This window comes from Pseudoalteromonas piscicida (assembly GCF_002744175.1).
Classification (GTDB): Bacteria; Pseudomonadota; Gammaproteobacteria; order Enterobacterales; family Alteromonadaceae; genus Pseudoalteromonas; species Pseudoalteromonas piscicida_B.
The window spans coordinates 72,800-89,988 of sequence record NZ_NKHF01000023.1; the positions used below are offsets into that span (position 1 = coordinate 72,800).

A 17,189-nucleotide genomic window follows, 5' to 3' on the forward strand; every position below is an offset into this window, starting at 1 on the left:
AGCAGCTGGCAGCCACTAATACTAATGACATTTTTACTGCGCTGAATTAAAACTCAAACTCAAGTGCCAGTCTAAAACTATGGTCTTTACCTGAGTGGCTGATCTCTGAAATAAACCCGGCCTCCCACTTGAGCTGTCTTTGCCCTTCGAAACGATGCAGACCAATAAACCCAGGGCCGATACCAAAAAAATCCTCTCCCGTGTATATTTCAATGGCAGGTTGAAACGCGCTATATAGCCGATAACGAAGCTGAGCTCTAAACTCAGACTCCCACTCATCTTCAATATCCTTACCCCATTCCCTCACCAAAAACGCGTTCATGGTTAGGCTAGTGCGACCAAACTCTTTCTCAAATAAAAAGCCTGCGGTCGCTTCATATGCGTCTACTTTGTGTCCTTTTTCGAGTTCAAACAACATGCCGATGTCAGCCCAATATCGCCCCTGCTCTACAAATTGCCAGCGCGACTCTAATTCATAAGCAGCCAAGTCAAAGTTCCCTTCATCATCGCGCTCCCCGATAACATAACCCTCAATTGTCATGGTTTCTGTTAAGCTCCAACCAAGGCCTAAGCGCTGCGCTAGTACATTGCCCTGTTCAGTTTGACGCGACAGCAAGCGCCATTCTAGCTCCCGTTCAAGGGGCATCACATAAGGATGGTAGACTTTGTCCACCACCATACCATCTGCCTTGGCATCAACCCCCATGAGTCCTAAAAAACTCACCAGCAACGCGAGTATTGCTTTATTTCGCATGCGCTGTTCTCCAATACGTACATCCTAAGAATGTAATCAATGCTCCACCAAACCCAGCGAGTGTCGCGACATTTGGCGTTGCTTCATACCCCACTAAAACTCTCAATACTCGTCCGATCACACTGTGCTCATCAACGAATTGCCTCAGGTCGATTGCTAATCGCTGGGCACTGATTAAATCCACTTGCAGTGCTAGGTCTAGCGCAATTGACACTTTACTGGCCGCATGGAATGCCAATAACAAAAGCAGCAAGCGCGGTAAATGCTTACTTTTAACCCAGTCCAGGAAAAAGAACAGCAATATTGAAAAACTCATGCAAATCCCCACACCAAGTGCGGTGCCAATGGCTAGCGTTTGGCCATCGGTAGGTTTGGAATACGAAAAGGCAAAACTTGCCAAATGATGTAAATATAACACCACTGCAACTCCAAACGCGGTGGCTGCTAGTGTTTCGTTTGCCGTTACCTGTGTTGCCATAATCAAACAGAACAATCCCAGCAGAAGTATAATTTGCAACAGCTCTAACCCCCGGTAGTCAAAGCTCGACGCTATCTCACCACCAAGAAACCAAATGCTAAAGCAACCAAGCAAACCCGCAATCAATGCCACCAATGTTGTTTTAACGGGTATAATTGCACTGGTGCATTGCGTTAAAAGCACCCAAAGCACAGTCACAGGTAATAACTGATTAACGCTGATAACCACGGCATTAAGAAGCATTTTTTGGCTCCTTCACTATCACGGTGCCTTGCGCTGTATTCGGCGAAAATTCACCAAAGAAGCTGTACTCCCCAGGCGCAAGCGGACCAATATAAATTACACTTTTTCGATTTGGAAACAGGACTTTCTCACGATTCAAATCAAAGCTGTCAAACTCCTCAACCTGAGGGTCTTGGTTTTCAATAATAAGCTTCACTTTACGGTTTGCCGGTACTTCAACTTGTGCAGGGGTAAACAAGTGATTTTTCAAAATAATGGTGTAACTTTCTTCCGCCCAAAGCGCAAAACTAAAAGTAACCAATGGCAACCCAAGCGCCAAAGATAGCGCTGAAAACCTACTCCTTTGCATCCAGCCCCCTAGGTAAGCTCACGGACACTCTCAGTCCTCCTAAATGACTACGAGCAAATACAATGTCAGCGTGATAAATTGCAATGATATGGTTAACTATCGCCATCCCTAAACCGGCCCCTTTTTCTCCTGATGGATGCTTGTCTCCGCCAACGCGATAAAATCGGTCAAAAATTCGCTCTATTTCAGCATCCGACATACCGCATCCCGAGTCATCAACTTGCCACAATATATGCTGTGGCTGCTGCTGAATACTCACTTCTATCTCGCCGTTATCAGGCGTGTATTTAATGGCATTGCCAATAAGGTTAGAAAATAATGTGGTTAACGTAAATTCACAGCCAGTTAAAGTGACTTCTTCGGCATCTAAGCTGATATTCTGCGACTTTTGCTCAATCCTAGGATAGAAATTAGCAATCAGGTGTTGTGTTAATGTCACTAAGTCTTGCTCTGAGAACTGTTTATGCCACAATTCGGGCTCAGTACGGGCCAGTGTTAGCATTTGCTCCACTACATGATTCAGCTGTTCAAGTCCCTGAGACATAGCACTGGCACTTGGGTGTTGAGTATCACGCATCAAGTTATGCAAATGGATTTTTAGGCTCGCAATGGGCGTTTTTAATTCATGTGCCGCATCAGACGCAAAATAACGCTCTTTGAGATAAGCAACTTCCACTTTTTGGAATAAATCATTAAGTGTAGCAATAACAATAGCGACCTCGGCTTTATCACTTTGTACCTCTAGCGTAGTGAAATCTTTGGGGTTTCGCCCACGCAATTCCTTAGACAAGTCCCTCAGAGGCTTGAGCGCAGTGTAAATTATCCAAGCAATAAACACAGCAAGAAAAGGCATCACCACCACCAGCGGTGTCATCGCTGAAACAATCATGCCCTCAGCAAGGGCAAAGCGTTTTTGCACCGGTTCGGCCACTAAAACTTGGCGCTCACCAAACGTTTCACTGAAAGTTCTGAGCCTAGTCGCCCCCACATTTTGGGTGCTAAATCCGAGGTGATAATTGAGCTTATCCCTGTGGCTAGATAACAGTTCGCTGCCAGCTACAACTTGTTTTTTATCAAGTACCAAAAAGTAAAACGCGTTGCTGTTTGTGGTCATCTGATTGTTGGTCGCGGTGACTTGCGCATTAACCAGCGCTGCTATCGACTCTAAGTGGCTATCAAGCTGTGCTTCTGCCATCGCCATGCTGGAATGATAACCGCGCAGTAATGCCATTGATGCGCTAAGCACCAAAGCTGAAACTAGGATTAAGGTGAGTTTTCGCGTGATAGACGCACCGCCGAGCGGGCTTTTAGCGACCACTAAACCCCCTTGCCGACCACATAACCAATACCTCTCAAGGTCTTAATAAAGCCCTCTGGCATTTTTTTTCGTAGATGGTGAATATGAACCTCAATGGCATTCGAACCAAGTGCCTCTCCCCAGTCATAAAGCTTGGACTCTAATTGGGCTTTTGACAGCACGCGGCCACTGTTTTCCATCAGCGCTTTAAGCAACATATATTCTTTGCGTGGTAACGCTAGGGTAGTGCCGCTAACAAGTACTTCATGACTCGCAAGATCTAGCACTACCTCGTTGCAACTTAGTGTACTGCTCACTTGTTTGGTGAAGCGTCTACCAATTACCCGTAAGCGCGCAAATAGCTCTTTTGGCTCAAAAGGCTTGGCCAAGTAGTCATCAGCACCAAGATCTAACCCCGCAATTTTATCATCGAGGCTGTTTCTTGCGGTGAGAATAAGCACGGCGGTTTGTGATTTGGCTCTCTTTAAAGCTTTAAGCACCGCTAAGCCATCGCCATCAGGCAAGCCAAGGTCGAGCACCACCAGCTCAAATTCTCCCGACTCTACAAAGCTTATTGCCTGACTTTGAGTGGGGGCATGCTCAATGGCGTACCCCTCTTTTTTTAGTGATGCGATAAGCCCCTGTGCCAACAACTCATCGTCTTCTACAAGTAATAGCCTCATCTATTCCTTCTTTCTAGCTTCTTTTCGACTTTTGCCAGTAGCCTTGCCACTTCTTCTTGGCGATATTCATCCGCTTTTTCTCGACCTGGACGGCTTGGTGCATTCTGTGCTTTTTTTAGATGGGCAAGCGCAGCACTGTATTCGCGCTCGTCATATAAAAACTGTGCATAGAAATAGTTTACATCAATTCCGCTAGGATTGATCGCCAATGACTCTTGGAATAATTTTTTTGCTTTTTTATCGCTGCCAAACCCGATAGGCCAACCCGGTACTTGCGCATAGAGCGTACCTAGGCTGGTTAATGCCGAGCCAGATAAGGCGTGTTTATCAAGAGATATCGCTTTTTCGAACGAAGCTTTTGCATCTTTAGCAAGGCCGAGTGCTCCTAAACCGCCTTTCGCCCCCGCAAAGCTAGACTGCACAATACCGCGCCAAATGTAGGCCTCAGCACGTTCTGGATATTGCTCAACAAATGCTTTGCACTGCTTAACCAACGCTTCGAATGCTTTTTCTTGGGCATCACCTTGGGTTTCGTAGTTTACCATTGCCCACTTTGTTTGGACTTGGCTTAGATCATCGTCAAATGTAGCCCAAGCACCTTGACTGAATACCAGTAGTGTTGCTGAAGCTAACAAGGTTTTTAGTGCGTTCATCGTAATGACTCCTTAGTAGAAAATAAGGTTTGGATGGTTTTCACTTTTTTGATTAATGCGTTGTCAACGAGCTCCGGAAGCAAGCCATTAAGCCTCGCAAAAAACTTTTCAGGAAAACCGATTGCAGCTCGTTTAGCGTGGCTGTGAAGCAACCTCATAAAAGCTTGAGCCACTAGTTCTGGTGAATCCATCTGGTTGCCGAGGGCATGATTCACCGCTGTTGCTCGGTCATCATTCATTTCTGTTGTCGTGGCTCGAGGTGCAAGGTATTTTACCGCCACTTGACCATCTAATTCCCGTGTTAGTGCCTCAGTAAAACCACGCACGCCAAATTTGCTTGCGCAATAACTACTTTGAAACGGAAAACCAATAGAACCAAAGGCCGACCCAACGTTCACTATGGTTCCATGCGTTGCCATCAACTGCGGTAAACAGGCTTGGCTAACTAGCATGGGTGCCAATAAGTTTGTTGCCATTTGCTTTTTAAGATCTTCAGGTGCAATGTCAGCAAATCCGGCCATGGTATTGATCCCAGCATTATTGACGAGTAAATCAGCGCCGCCCATGGTCGCTGCTTTTCTAGCAATTTGTGTCGCAGCATCTTCAGCCGTAATATCGATCGCGAGATAGTCATGCTCACCAGACAACCCTGCTATCACCTGCTTTAGTTTTTCGCTGTCTCGACCAATCAATAAACACCGCCAATTATGCATTGCGAGTTGCTTGCTAATTGCCCGCCCAATCCCCCGGGATGCGCCGGTAATAACGGCTAGTTTTGCTGCTGTCATTAGCTTACCTCCGCAAATTCGACACCTGCTGGGGCCGTTTCGATGCTGCGAAAAATGTCACCGTAAAGGCGATAAAACTGCCTGGCACTATGGATAATAATCGCTTGCTCTTCTTCACAGGTGATCTGGTTCATCAGCCCCTTAAAGAAGTCGATGTGTTCTATATCTAGCGCGCCGTGAGAGGTTAAGTAAGAAAATGCATTGCGCGGTAGGCCGAGTTTATGTGCAATTTGGTGGGCGGCATCATCTGCAAGCGCAATAGACGTGCCTTCCAACACATTCACCATGCCAAAAAAACTGAGTGGATGTTTGCGAGCGATACTATCGTAGGCATAAGACACCATCATTTCTGTCGCAAAACTTGGGGTACTGTGGCGGATAACTTCTTTATCGACTCCACAGGCTGCAATATCGTTCAAGATCCACTCTTGATGCCCCATTTCTTCTTCAATGTAATGACCAATCGCTTCTCGTAACCACTCTTTGCTATCATCTAACCTTGCCCCGCATGCCATAAGAAGTGGGACTGTGTGTTTAACGTGGTGGAACGCCTGCTGCAAGAAAGAAACATACTGCCCCTTGGTGATTTGCCCATGAAAGACATCATCAATGATCGGCGCGCTCAGTAAGTATTGGCGTGCCTGCTCGGTTTCGGCTTGTAGTGTTTGGTAAAAGTTGCTCATCGTTGTGTTCCTTTTAAATTGAGGGCGCAGGCTCAAGCACTGCTACCTCATTGTGATTCTGGGTGTAAAGCATCGAAATTTGTTGTGCAAAGTTGGTTAAAATAGCCTCGCGCTTTGGTCTGCCATTGGCAGTAAGCATGCCGTTGTTTACTGAAAAAGCTTCTATCACACGCACATAAGCTTTTATTTGGGCGTAATCTGGGAGTTGCTGGTTGGCAAGCTCAATGGCGTTGTCAATAACCGCAGCCTTTAACTCTGGTGGGGTGTAAATTAGTGCGGTTAAAAACGGCTTGCCATCTCCCACCACAACACATTGCAGTAAAGGTACATAAGCAAGCAGAACAGACTCTGGCCATTCGGGAGAAATGTTGCGGCCAAAACTATTGATGAGAACATTTTTTAAACGCCCTTCAACAATAAAATGTTGCCCCTGTTGCGACACCCTATCACCCGTCTTCAACCAACTATTTCGCTCCATGGCATCACCACCTAGGTAGCCTAAAAAGTTGTTCCCTTTGATCTGCAACTCACCTGCCACTATGCGGGCTTGAAGATGAGGCAGTAGCTTGCCCACGCTACCATCTTGCTCACCGATATTAAGAGCCACAACGGAGCCTGACTCAGACAAGCCGTATCCCTGAAATACAGGTAGCCCCAACTGCTTAGCTTGTTGCAACAGTTCAGGATCCACCTTAGCACCGCCTACCGCAATAAACCGTAAGCTGCTTGGAGGTTGCCAGCCTTGCTGAGCGGCACTAATTAAGCAGCGGAGTAACTCAGGAACTAAGATCAGGCTATTGGGCTGTGCTGCGCTTATTTTTTGCAGCAACTTGTGTGGATATAAGAGTTGGCTGCCGGAGAACCCCAGAGATTCGAGCCCAACAACCTCAACCATACCGCCACTCAACAGTGGAGCATAAACACCGGCAATGTTTTCAAGTAACACAGAAAGTGGCAGTAAACACAGATGTTTAGGCCGTTGTAATCCGATGACCTCACATAAGCTACTGGCTACAACTAACTGGTTTTCGTAGGACAGGCATACCCCTTTTGGCGCTCCCGTCGAACCTGAGGTATAGGTGATTTTTTGCGTTTTTGGGAAGTATTGCGCGGTATTTTCACGTTCAATTTGGTAGAGATAAATTGCTTGCCCATGAACATCTAACACCGCAAATTCAGCTCTGTTTTTCAGCTTTGTATCACTGACTAACCAATTCGCTTTTGATTGTTCTAAAGTGTGCTCGATTTGTGCGGTAGTAAAAAAATGGGGTACTGGAATAGACACTTTATTCGCTTGTAACAATGCAAAGTCAACGACCAACCAAGCAATCGAGTTGTCTAAAGAAACCGCAACCCCTTCTCCTTTCATCAAGATAAAGCGCTGAGCTAGCACCTGCGTATACGCCTTGACTTCAGCGAAAGTAAGACGAGTTTGCTCTTGCTGTAAAATCACATCATGATTTTGATGTGGCAGCTTTTTTAAGAAATTACACATATAAAAACGCCTCTTTTAAACTCGCCACTTCAACATTAAGTCCTTGTAATAAGTGTTGATACACTTCGGTGCTGGTGATCACTTGCAGGGCTTGTTGTAAGTCAACGGAACACACCATAGGCGCACATTCATAATAACTGCCATAATCTTTGGCTGAGGCGATGGTGTCATGTGCCAAAGAGATCTTATTGACCTCGACTTGGCATAGCTTCATTAGTGCACGAACCTGTTTAGTTGCCGTAAAGACTAAATAGCGGACATCGCTTTCAAGTAAGGCTTGGGTTAGTACAATAAAATGACCAAGTGTTGCCATGCGCCCAGTTGAGAACAAGTTACCAAGCTCAGCGATGTGACTGCGCTTGGCAACCATAGACAAGCATTGCTCGATGGGGTGATTAAGATATTGTTCCACGAACAAAGGTTCTTTGGTTGCGAACCTAAGACCTAAAAAGCAATCCGTTTGACGGTAATTTAGGTGACTCAAAAGCGGATAATATTCATGAATATCCGCACCGAAAGCGTGGGCAAATCCTCTGTGGATCGCGTGCTCTAACTCTTCGCGAGCAGCGCTCGTTTTATTTGCCCATCTAAGCCGGCTTGGCGTATTAAATGTTTGTAGTGCTTCGCCCATCGTTTTCACACCTTTTCCGTTTTGATGTAATAACTTTAAAAAGCGAAAATTAAGAAAACCTTAAGTTTGAAAAAAGTTGAAAAAAACATTGCAAGCTATAAAGGCTAAAACGCTTGCTTGCGACTATGAAAAAATACGACAACAAGCGAAAATAATATAAACAGTGCCGCGAGTAAAAAGGTCATTGAAAATGCCATGTTCAGCTGTGAGAGGCTTGCCAGCGCTGCACTTTGTGCTTGCAGCAGTGTACTAAATACCCCCGCCAGTAACGAAGCTCCAGTCATCAACCCTAGGTTTTTACTGAGGTTGATTAAACCCGATGCCATGCCCTTTTCATTTTCTGCAACCGTTGTCATTACAAAAGTATGATGCGCGGCAAGAAACAACTGCCTCCCAGGTGTTAACACCAACAACGCAATAATATAGCCATACAGACCACATTGTGAGGGTAAGAGAGCAAAACTTAGGGTGCCAATAAATATCATCAGTAAGCCTAAAAGCATGGCAAACGCGATACCACAACGATCAACCACCTCGCCTGAAGGATAACCAGCAACAGCTGCAATAAACGGTCCAATCGACACGATAACTCCAACGGCCACAGGGCTTAGCTCTAATGCATACGTTAAGTAAAAAGGCCCCACAACCAAAGTCGACATCGCGATGGCATCCACTATAAAACTCACTATGAATGAAGTATTACGTAACTTATGCTGAAGAAAAACCAAACTCACCAATGGAAACTGAGTGCGCTTTTGACTGCGTACAAAACAATAAATAAAAACCATAGCGAACAAGAAAAATACGCTATGTAAGGCCGTATTGAACGAGCTACTCGATGGCATAGCCAACACGTAAAACAAACATGCAACCAATAACCACAGGCTTCCCATTCCATCAAAGCGCTGCGAGCCACTTGAGTTTACTACATCGTCTGGCAGACACTTTATCATTAACCAGTAGGCTACGCCGCCTAGCAGCACCAATACTGCAAAAGTAAACTGCCACGATAGCCATTCTAAAATAGCGCCACTAAGCAAGGGCCCAAGTGCTGTACCAATCGCAGCGGTAGACCCGAGCAACCCCATCGCCAAACCCTCTTTGCCCTTTGGCATCACAGAGCTTGCAAGCGCAAATACTTGAGAGAGTAATAACGCCGCGCCCACACCTTGTAACAGCCTAGCGGCAATCAACATCCAAAGGTTTACGCTCAGCCCCGCGGCAACAGATGCCACGCCAAATATAACGACTCCTATGCGTAACGATCTTTTACGGCCGATACGATCTCCAATGGCACCGGCACCAAGAATACACGAAGTCACCGCAAGCAAATAAGCCACCACCACCCAGTTGACCCGAGCCTGAGCAGCTCCAAACACCTCAGCAAGTGTTGGCAATAATACATTGATGCTACTCATTCCGAGTGTGGGTAGAATAAGTACCATAGCCAAACAAAATAAAATCAGCTTTGGTCCAGTTCCCTGTGCTGCCGTATCTTCTGCGTTTGAGGTGCCTTCTAACATGTGTTACCACTCCTACCATTGCGCCATGTCTGAATGCATTAACTTTACTACTTGAAGTCAACTTGAGGTCAAGAGTGTAGCTGGGTTTAAAACTTGATTGGATTAACAGCAAAGACGAACAATAAATAATTGTTTTTACTTCTTTTAATTTTGTACTTGTACAGATGTTTTTGAGGAAAAGTGCACTATAGAAAACAGGTACATTTATTAATGCATTGAAAAGAAAGTTTCAGTATGATGATTTATTGGCCACTTTGGAAATAATAACAACATAATAAATAAGGAATAGTGATGAAATACCTTGCCATTTTTTTGCTCATATTTGCCTCTTTTCAGAACCATGCGGTTGTCAAAAGACATGATGTTGACCCTGATTTGTATAAAGTTAACAGCATCCCCCAGTTTTATGTTGATATGCCATTTCAAGGCGGTTCAGTGTTAATCGATAAACATTGGTTATTGGCACCAGCTCACGTCATTTATACGTTTATGTATGACTATCAAGACAAACCTATCATGGTGCATGGTGTTGAAAATCAAATTGCACAAATCATTATTCATCCGGATTACAAAAAGGTAGAAGGTGATTGGAGTGAAGGCGACCCGGCACCACTTATGGAACAATTAAATAACGCGAAAGACATTGCGTTAATTCGCTTAAGCAAGCCTGTAACACACATTCAACCCATCGCTATATATGAAGGAAATGAAGAGTTAGGCATGGAAATAACTGGATTTGGTCGCGGCGCTATCGGAACGGGGATAACGGGTGAAGAGCACGACTCTGAGGGACCAAGCCTAACGACCTATGCATGGTATCAAGTCACCAAATTTTTCTCAGATTGGGCGTTCACTCAAGACGACTATCAAATGCATGTTTACAACAACGTGATCACAGAAGCAAAAGCCCACTGGCTCAGATTTACCTTCGAACAAGGAGCCGATGCGCTACCGTTAGAGGGCACCATAGGCTCTGGAGATAGCGGCGGCGCAGCAATCATTTATCAAGGGTCAACACCGGTATTGGTTGGATTAGCTGCATGGAGAGAAATTGAAGGCGATTTGGAAAGTTATACTTTAGGTAAATACGGTTCAACAGCAGTATTAACGCGTGTATCTTATTACCAAGATTGGATAAATAAGCATATCAATAAATTAAATTGATTTCAGGAGCGACTAAATAATGACATAGTTAACAAGTCGGTAGTGACAAAGTAGTCGATTTTAGATCAGAAAAGAGGCGAGTGTTAGAGCCTTTTTACAAACCCTATGTGGCGTTATGCCAAGAATACAAGCGCAGGGAATCTACTCAGCTATGTAATGAGAAATGTGCTCACCTCTTACATCACCTTAAAAAAATGCCCACACCGTATGAGTAAAGTAGTTTCGATCAGCATTACCTTTTATGCTCATAAATTTAAGTGGTAAGCGGCTTGTGGCAGCCGCTAGTATTTTAAACGTTAAATATCGTTGTCTTTATTACCTGGTTGTCGAACCAAACCTTCATAGATTACCTTTCTTACTGGCCGGAGGGCTAGATGCTCTATAGCTCGAAACATAGGTGTTGTACGATAGTATTGGTGTACTCCTCCGTCTCCATAAGAAACATTAAATGACGAACCATATTGCACCCCTGCATGAGCAGCGGCAGTGTCAGCCCAATCACCAAAGCTTCCTTCGCGAAGAGCCCTCTCACATGCATCAATACAATTAACCGTAATACGCTCTACCTCTGGAGCATCCTCCCTGCGTTCAAAGTGCTCAGAGCTCCAATTGGTCTGTTCTAGGTGAAGTACTCCATCTGTCAATATTGATTCAAGCTCAGTTCTTGATAAACCATATTGCGCTTGTAGGTCAGATTTAACGCTATCAATTGAAGCTGTCAAACGTGTTAAATCCGCTTTAGTCGTTGAGCGCATATTTAACGAAGATATTTCGACAAGTGTAGGGTTTGAGTAATAAATTTGATGAATATCCAAAATTTCGGCTTCACCAATAGTGGCCGTTTCTGCAGCATTAACAAAGGAACTGCTAAATAGTGCACTAGCAGCGAGTAACATTTTAAATTTCATTATATAATTTCCTTATTAGCAATCACCCTAATGGGTAAAAAACAATAACAAAAAAAACACTTTACAGCCAACAAATTTACCCAAATTTAAAGCAACAGGTCATTCCTGAATATTTACGTTTTAATACTTAGGATGGCCGAACCAAATAAATCCAGACTGAGCATTATCTTTATCAACAGTTCTGTTATTGCATAGCGCTTTTGCCCAGCAATATGCACATGCATATTTTCATGCATCGCGATCACCAAATAACATTGATGCCGATCACTTTTGCCAAAAATGTTATTGAGCGATCGACTTAGGTTATTCGCTGATCGACTTGATGTTATTGACGTAAAAACTACCCTTTCTCTCACATAGAAATCGCTGACACCCACCACTAACTTGCCCTATTTTGCACACAGGTCATATTTTTTATGCATCAATTGGCTCTGAGCATATTGCGCGCCCTCGTGGCGAGGCGAGAATTTTGGTCATGGAGTCAGAGGGTAGTGTATAAAAAACTAGTGTAGCTATGATCCACTCCCCTTATTTAGACAAACAAAGAAGTGGTTTAGATGAGCGAACTAATGTAGGGTTTGTTCAGATGAATTAGTTAAGATAAACGCTAATTTTGCTATATTAGCTTTTGGTTCATTCCTTGAACTTTGCAACTCAGGTAAGTAAATTTAAAGCGGGATTAAAGGCAGATACATGCCTTGTCATTTGCTTTAATGTTGAAGTTTATGAGTCTTAAGACTGTCTATTGATGAAACGTTCAGCACGAGCAAAGAGCTTATCACACTTACTTTTTTGCTCGCTATACTCGGGTGAATCTTCTGCAAGCGCGTCAAGTACTTCTTTTTCTTGACGATATTCGCCTACCACTTGTTCAAGTTTACCTTCAAAATCCTCTTTTCGTGTTTTTTTACTACTTTGTCTTCTTGGTCTGGCCATAATTTACTTCTCTTTAAATCAAAGTCTAATAATTTTTCGCTCTCGTTCGAGGTTAATATTATTTGACTTACTTTATTCAAGGACTGATACTCAATCACTTTTTAACATTATAAAATAAAAGATATAAATCCAAAACTCATAATAATCCCCATCGAAATTCTAAAGAAAGTCAATAAAATGGAGTTCTATGAAGTTTTAGTATTAATATCGGAATGAAGTTTTGCTTTTAGAGGGGATAAAGACTGGAAGTTTATTCCAGTCTAGGTGCTACTTACACTAATGTAACGTTAGCGGCATTAGGGCCTTTCGCCCCTTGCTCAATGTCAAAAGCCACTTTCTGGCCTTCGCTCAATGTTTTAAAACCTTCACTTACAATTGATTTAAAGTGAACAAAAACATCCGCACTGCCATTTTCAGGCGTAATAAAGCCAAAGCCTTTTAACTCATTAAACCATTTTACTGAACCTAAAGTCTTGTTAGACATATATACCTCGATATATTAAAAAATTTAGTTACTAAGCATGTAATAAAGGAAAAGATATCGCAGAGCATATATGACGAACTGATTCGAAAGGAAACTGAGAAGAACTTGATCTAAATGTTACATTAATAGGTAACTTATTGAGCCACCCACTATACACGAAATATAACTAATAGATATAAGTTTCTTTTTTTATTTTATTTATTCAGCCAAATCAACATTTCTTCAAGCCTCACAACTAAAAAAGAGAGGCAAACTACACCTCACTCACATACTGGATCATGCGCCCTGAGCGCTTTTCTTCTTTGAAGTCACAACTGGTTAGACGATATTGAATAAAGTCGTCTGTTAAGCAATGGGTATCGTGAATATCCCCTGGTAAAAACACGCGACAATCACCGGCTTTTAGCGTTTCTTTTCCTCGAGATACAAGGTGGGTCTTGCCGTTTGCTGTGGTGATAGATTTATAGGTTGTCATTTCCATTACGCCAGACTGCACTGCATAAAATACCCAACCTGCACCGTGATCATGGGGTGGCCGATACGTACCCTTGTCTTCGGCGTGCACTAACAACATAAACCCATATTTGGGGTCTCGGTACAGTGTTTTTGCTGCTAGCCTTTCACGCATGATACTTTCGAGCCAAGGCTCGTGTTGTGACGACTCGGTGAGCTCGCTTAGTAACTCACGTATGGTTACTGTGGTGCTTGAGTTTAAGCCACTCCAATTGGCTTTGATGTCGTTGATGATCCTATCTAAGCTGCTTTGCATTGTTTTTCCTCTTACTTTTTGTTCAGTACCATTGGTTTAGTAATCCACCGAGGTTTGGATAAGTAATGAGCTAACTCATTGTTTTTAAAATCGCATTAAATTATTCCCTTATCTAGCCAGTGAGTTTTGGGGATAACCCCGCCCTCGCGCCCTGCTACCGCCTTGGTACCTACATCCTTGTAGGCAAGGCGAGTTTTCGCAGTTGGCGCTAACACTGACTGTTAGAAAGGTATTAATTACCCGAAGCTCTGGTTAATTAGCTTACAACTTCAAGTTGACTTTAAGTCAAGCAGGTAAGCAATAGAGGAATTAAGAGAACTTGTTGACGTATGTTTCTGGCAGTTTTTACAGCTCAACTATCAAACTACTTAAATTAGTTTTGCCCCAATTTGCGCCGTTCAACGCTCATATGTGTGCTAAGCAACGTGCTAATGTCTGCCTCAGGAAGCGGGGAGAATAAATGATTGCCTTGAATAAGATGGCAACCATTGAGATTGAGCGACTTAGCTTGTAACGCCGTTTCAACGCCAACTGCAACGCATTCAACATCAAGACTTTTTGCCATTTGGACGATCATTTTCGCAATGTCATTCTGAGATATTACTGACCGCGGTGTCGCTAGAAAAGCTGGTGGGATCTTAATGGTTTCAAATACCAATTTTTGCAAATAGAACATACTAGTATGTCCAACCCCAAAGTGATCAATAGAAACTCGAATACCCGTTTGCTCTAGCTCAGTTATCACCATAGGAGTGGCTTCTAAAAGATTTATCAAGTCCGCTTCTTTGATTTCTACTTCTATTTGACGATAAGCAATTTGATGATGACTAATTTGCTCGATAAAATTTTTCATCACAGTTTTATTTGTGAGTTCGGCGATAGAAAAGTTAAACGTGATCACCAGATTTTGATATTCATGGCACCAAGCTTTTGCAGCTAACAGCGCTTGTCTCCTAATCTGCTGGCCAATTTCAATGATCAAATCGCTATCATATGCCACTTCAAAAAAGGTTTCCGGTAGCAGCAGCTTTTCATCTTGTTGCCACCGAGCAAGTATTTCAAGTTTTCTAATTTTGCGAGTATGGGCGTCAACAATGGGCTGGTAAAAAGGAATAAACTCTTGCTTTTCAATACCTTCGAACATTCTACTTTCTTGTTTAAATCTTTGTTCCGACTCATGATCTAAACGTGCATTATAGAATTGAAACTCAGTCTGTAGCGCCTTTTTAGCTCTGTACATCGCGGTATCTGCATGTTTAAGTAGTGCTTCGGTGTTATCACCATCATCAGGAAAAATTGCAACACCAGCGCTGACACTCGCCTTTAGAGAGACTTGGCGCAGGCTATATTGGCCATTAATTTTTCCTAACACTTTACTGATAACCTTGCGTACATATTTTTTGTCTTGAATACCGTCAATCAGTAATACGAATTCATCTCCACCCATTCTTGCTACGGTATCGCAGCCCCTTATTTGCTTCGTCAATCGACTCGCAATTTCTTTGAGTAATAGGTCGCCATAATCATGCCCGAGAGAGTCGTTAATTTTTTTAAACTTATTAACGTCAATAAACACCAAAGCAAATTGATGATTCATACGCTTAGCTCTTTTACATGCTTGGACTAGGCGATCATGCAAAAGTAGCCGGTTAGGTAAGCCAGTTAGCGCATCATGGTGAGCTAAGTGGTTCATTTTTTTCGCCATCAGCCGTGATTCTGTCACATCCTGAAAGACCATCACGGTGCCGAGATAACTTCCGTCTTTGGCAATAATGGGAGAAAACGAATCCTGGATTGCAAAAGTGAGCCCTAAATGGTTGGTAATTGAAGTGAGCTCAGGTAAACAGATAGTATGCCCCTGCTTTAGGCAAAGTTCGGGAAATTGACTCACCGAAGCTTTGGTTTCTTCGTGATACATTGACATCACATCGTCAAACTTTCGGCCAACGACTTCCTCATTTAGCATTGCCAAAATCGCCTCTGTGACTGGGTTGATATAGGTGATAATCCCGTCCACATCGGTGCAAATCACACCGTCACCAATTGAGCTCAAAGTGACTTCGAGTAGCTCTTTCTCTTCCTCTAAAGCCTGAGCTAACTGGTTTTCCCTATTATTGCTGGTAAAAAAGCAAAGGTACTCACGAACTTCATCGCTAGCAACAATCGGCACAAGTATTGGTGTTACTGCATCCCCACTATGTTTTAGTATGCAACTAGCGTAGTTTTGAGACACCAGCGCGGGAAGAAAATCCGCTCCCTCTCCGTGATTAACCTCCTCAATTTTACCGCTAACTTGAAGTAAACTTTCTAGCTTAACCCCTGTAATTTGACCGCCAATATCAAGCATTGCACATGCGGCATTATTTGCCTTAGTGATCACTCCTTCACGGGTAAGCATAATTTGTGGCACTGTCGAGCCACAAACAATTTCTATGGTTTCTTTTGCATCAACACGTCGCCACAGCAGTGAACAGGTTAACCCAAATACGGTAAGAGCTAATGCATAAAATAGATAGCTAGATAAGACAAACAGTCCAGCTTTATCGGCGCTGAGTGTAGCCAAAGAAAGTAAAATACCAACAACTAAAAATGTCCGTCTCATTGCTTAATCAAACCCAATCTGAGTGATGATGCTGGTTACGGTATTTTCGTACGATGAGTGCCACTATGATAGCGATTTACCCTCGCGCAGTGTGCTACCCAGTGAGCCATATCAAAGACAAAGAAATGTTTGCATCAGTGTGTATTAACTATTGTTCACAATAGTTATGAATTCAAGTTTCACACTATCATAAACTGAGATTACCTATCCTGACGAACTCCTGTAAAATAACGCTGTAAAGCCCCTTTACAGCGCTTAGTAGTCAAGTGATGGAACTATTTCGACCAAACAGCAAACTCATTACCACTGGGCTCAATAAAGTGAAAACGCCGGCCACCAGGAAACTCAAAGATTGCTTTGCTGATCTTTCCACCTGCTTGCTCAACCTTGCCTTGCACTAATTCTAGCTCGTCACTGTATAATACAACTAAGGCACCGCCTTGTTCTTGCTTAGAGCAGACATCGGCCCGAAAAAAGCCACCGTCTAACCCTGCATTTGAGAAGGCGACATAGTCTGGGCCATATGACGTAAACTTCCAGTCGAAGGCTTGTTCAAAAAAAGTTTGCGTAGCTGCTAAGTCTTTTGCCGCTAATTCGACATAATTAATATGATTGTTCATTGATTTCTCCTTTTCGTGTGTCCACTGTCCGGCTTGACCTACCCCTTAATATCAATCGAAAGCATTTTGTAGTCACTTCCAAATCAGTGTTAAAGTGTAGGTAATTTTATTCAGTGTTTATTATTGATT

At 43.2% G+C, this 17,189-nt stretch carries 18 protein-coding genes; 1 reads left to right on the top strand and 17 read right to left on the bottom strand.

Going from position 1 to position 17,189, the window contains the following annotated elements; genetic code table 11:
* Positions 1 to 46: 46 nt before the first annotated feature.
* The 11 genes from CEX98_RS04715 to CEX98_RS04765 all read right to left on the bottom strand — a co-directional run bounded on the left by CEX98_RS04715 (position 47) and on the right by CEX98_RS04765 (position 9,577).
* On the bottom strand, positions 47 to 754 hold the full coding sequence (locus tag CEX98_RS04715) for a hypothetical protein (protein WP_099640960.1): 708 nt from the start codon (positions 752 to 754) through the stop codon (positions 47 to 49).
* The gene (locus tag CEX98_RS04720) at positions 744 to 1,475 is read right to left on the bottom strand and encodes a hypothetical protein (protein ID WP_099640961.1); all 732 of its coding nucleotides are present in this window, start codon (positions 1,473 to 1,475) and stop codon (positions 744 to 746) included. The genes CEX98_RS04715 and CEX98_RS04720 overlap by 11 nt, the downstream gene beginning before the upstream one ends.
* Complete coding sequence (locus CEX98_RS04725) at positions 1,465 to 1,824, bottom strand: cupredoxin domain-containing protein (protein WP_099640962.1); 360 nt, start codon at positions 1,822 to 1,824, stop codon at positions 1,465 to 1,467. The genes CEX98_RS04720 and CEX98_RS04725 overlap by 11 nt, the downstream gene beginning before the upstream one ends.
* Positions 1,811 to 3,142 (bottom strand): sensor histidine kinase, encoded by a 1,332-nt coding sequence (locus CEX98_RS04730; RefSeq protein ID WP_099640963.1) that lies wholly within the window; start codon positions 3,140 to 3,142, stop codon positions 1,811 to 1,813. The genes CEX98_RS04725 and CEX98_RS04730 overlap by 14 nt, the downstream gene beginning before the upstream one ends.
* A complete protein-coding gene (locus tag CEX98_RS04735; protein ID WP_099640964.1) occupies positions 3,142 to 3,804 on the bottom strand; it encodes a response regulator in 663 nt (220 codons plus the stop codon). The genes CEX98_RS04730 and CEX98_RS04735 overlap by 1 nt, the downstream gene beginning before the upstream one ends.
* Positions 3,801 to 4,457 (bottom strand): tetratricopeptide repeat protein, encoded by a 657-nt coding sequence (locus tag CEX98_RS04740; protein ID WP_099640965.1) that lies wholly within the window; start codon positions 4,455 to 4,457, stop codon positions 3,801 to 3,803. Before CEX98_RS04740 ends, CEX98_RS04735 begins: the two co-directional genes overlap by 4 nt.
* Complete coding sequence (locus CEX98_RS04745) at positions 4,454 to 5,245, bottom strand: SDR family oxidoreductase (RefSeq protein WP_099640966.1); 792 nt, start codon at positions 5,243 to 5,245, stop codon at positions 4,454 to 4,456. Before CEX98_RS04745 ends, CEX98_RS04740 begins: the two co-directional genes overlap by 4 nt.
* On the bottom strand, positions 5,245 to 5,928 hold the full coding sequence (locus tag CEX98_RS04750; protein WP_099640967.1) for a TenA family transcriptional regulator: 684 nt from the start codon (positions 5,926 to 5,928) through the stop codon (positions 5,245 to 5,247). The genes CEX98_RS04745 and CEX98_RS04750 overlap by 1 nt, the downstream gene beginning before the upstream one ends.
* A 13-nt stretch (positions 5,929 to 5,941) precedes the next feature.
* A complete protein-coding gene (locus CEX98_RS04755) occupies positions 5,942 to 7,423 on the bottom strand; it encodes an AMP-binding protein (protein ID WP_099640968.1) in 1,482 nt (493 codons plus the stop codon).
* Positions 7,416 to 8,054 (bottom strand): thermostable hemolysin, encoded by a 639-nt coding sequence (locus tag CEX98_RS04760; RefSeq protein WP_099640969.1) that lies wholly within the window; start codon positions 8,052 to 8,054, stop codon positions 7,416 to 7,418. Before CEX98_RS04760 ends, CEX98_RS04755 begins: the two co-directional genes overlap by 8 nt.
* A 104-nt stretch (positions 8,055 to 8,158) precedes the next feature.
* A complete protein-coding gene (locus tag CEX98_RS04765) occupies positions 8,159 to 9,577 on the bottom strand; it encodes an MFS transporter (RefSeq protein WP_099640970.1) in 1,419 nt (472 codons plus the stop codon).
* Positions 9,578 to 9,868: 291 nt separating this feature from the next.
* Here CEX98_RS04765 and CEX98_RS04770 point away from each other — a divergent pair, with 291 nt between their 5' ends.
* On the top strand, positions 9,869 to 10,741 hold the full coding sequence (locus CEX98_RS04770; RefSeq protein ID WP_099640971.1) for a trypsin-like serine protease: 873 nt from the start codon (positions 9,869 to 9,871) through the stop codon (positions 10,739 to 10,741).
* Positions 10,742 to 11,037: 296 nt separating this feature from the next.
* On the opposite strand, the gene CEX98_RS04775 is transcribed toward CEX98_RS04770, so the two are convergent.
* The 6 genes from CEX98_RS04775 to CEX98_RS04800 form a co-directional block, all read right to left on the bottom strand.
* On the bottom strand, positions 11,038 to 11,649 hold the full coding sequence (locus CEX98_RS04775) for a hypothetical protein (protein ID WP_099640972.1): 612 nt from the start codon (positions 11,647 to 11,649) through the stop codon (positions 11,038 to 11,040).
* A 732-nt stretch (positions 11,650 to 12,381) separates the two neighbouring features.
* Positions 12,382 to 12,585, bottom strand: coding sequence for a hypothetical protein (locus tag CEX98_RS04780; RefSeq protein ID WP_099640973.1), 204 nt, complete (start codon positions 12,583 to 12,585; stop codon positions 12,382 to 12,384).
* Positions 12,586 to 12,856: 271 nt separating this feature from the next.
* Positions 12,857 to 13,069 carry a transcription antiterminator/RNA stability regulator CspE gene (gene cspE, locus CEX98_RS04785; protein WP_099640974.1) on the bottom strand — a complete coding sequence of 71 codons (213 nt, stop codon included), beginning with the start codon at positions 13,067 to 13,069 and terminating at the stop codon, positions 12,857 to 12,859.
* A gap of 253 nt (positions 13,070 to 13,322) precedes the next feature.
* Positions 13,323 to 13,838 (bottom strand): hypothetical protein, encoded by a 516-nt coding sequence (locus CEX98_RS04790; protein ID WP_099640975.1) that lies wholly within the window; start codon positions 13,836 to 13,838, stop codon positions 13,323 to 13,325.
* 373 nt (positions 13,839 to 14,211) lie between these two features.
* On the bottom strand, positions 14,212 to 16,440 hold the full coding sequence (locus CEX98_RS04795) for a sensor domain-containing protein (RefSeq protein WP_099640976.1): 2,229 nt from the start codon (positions 16,438 to 16,440) through the stop codon (positions 14,212 to 14,214).
* Between the two features lie 275 nt (positions 16,441 to 16,715).
* Complete coding sequence (locus CEX98_RS04800; RefSeq protein WP_099640977.1) at positions 16,716 to 17,060, bottom strand: VOC family protein; 345 nt, start codon at positions 17,058 to 17,060, stop codon at positions 16,716 to 16,718.
* Positions 17,061 to 17,189: the final 129 nt, after the last annotated feature.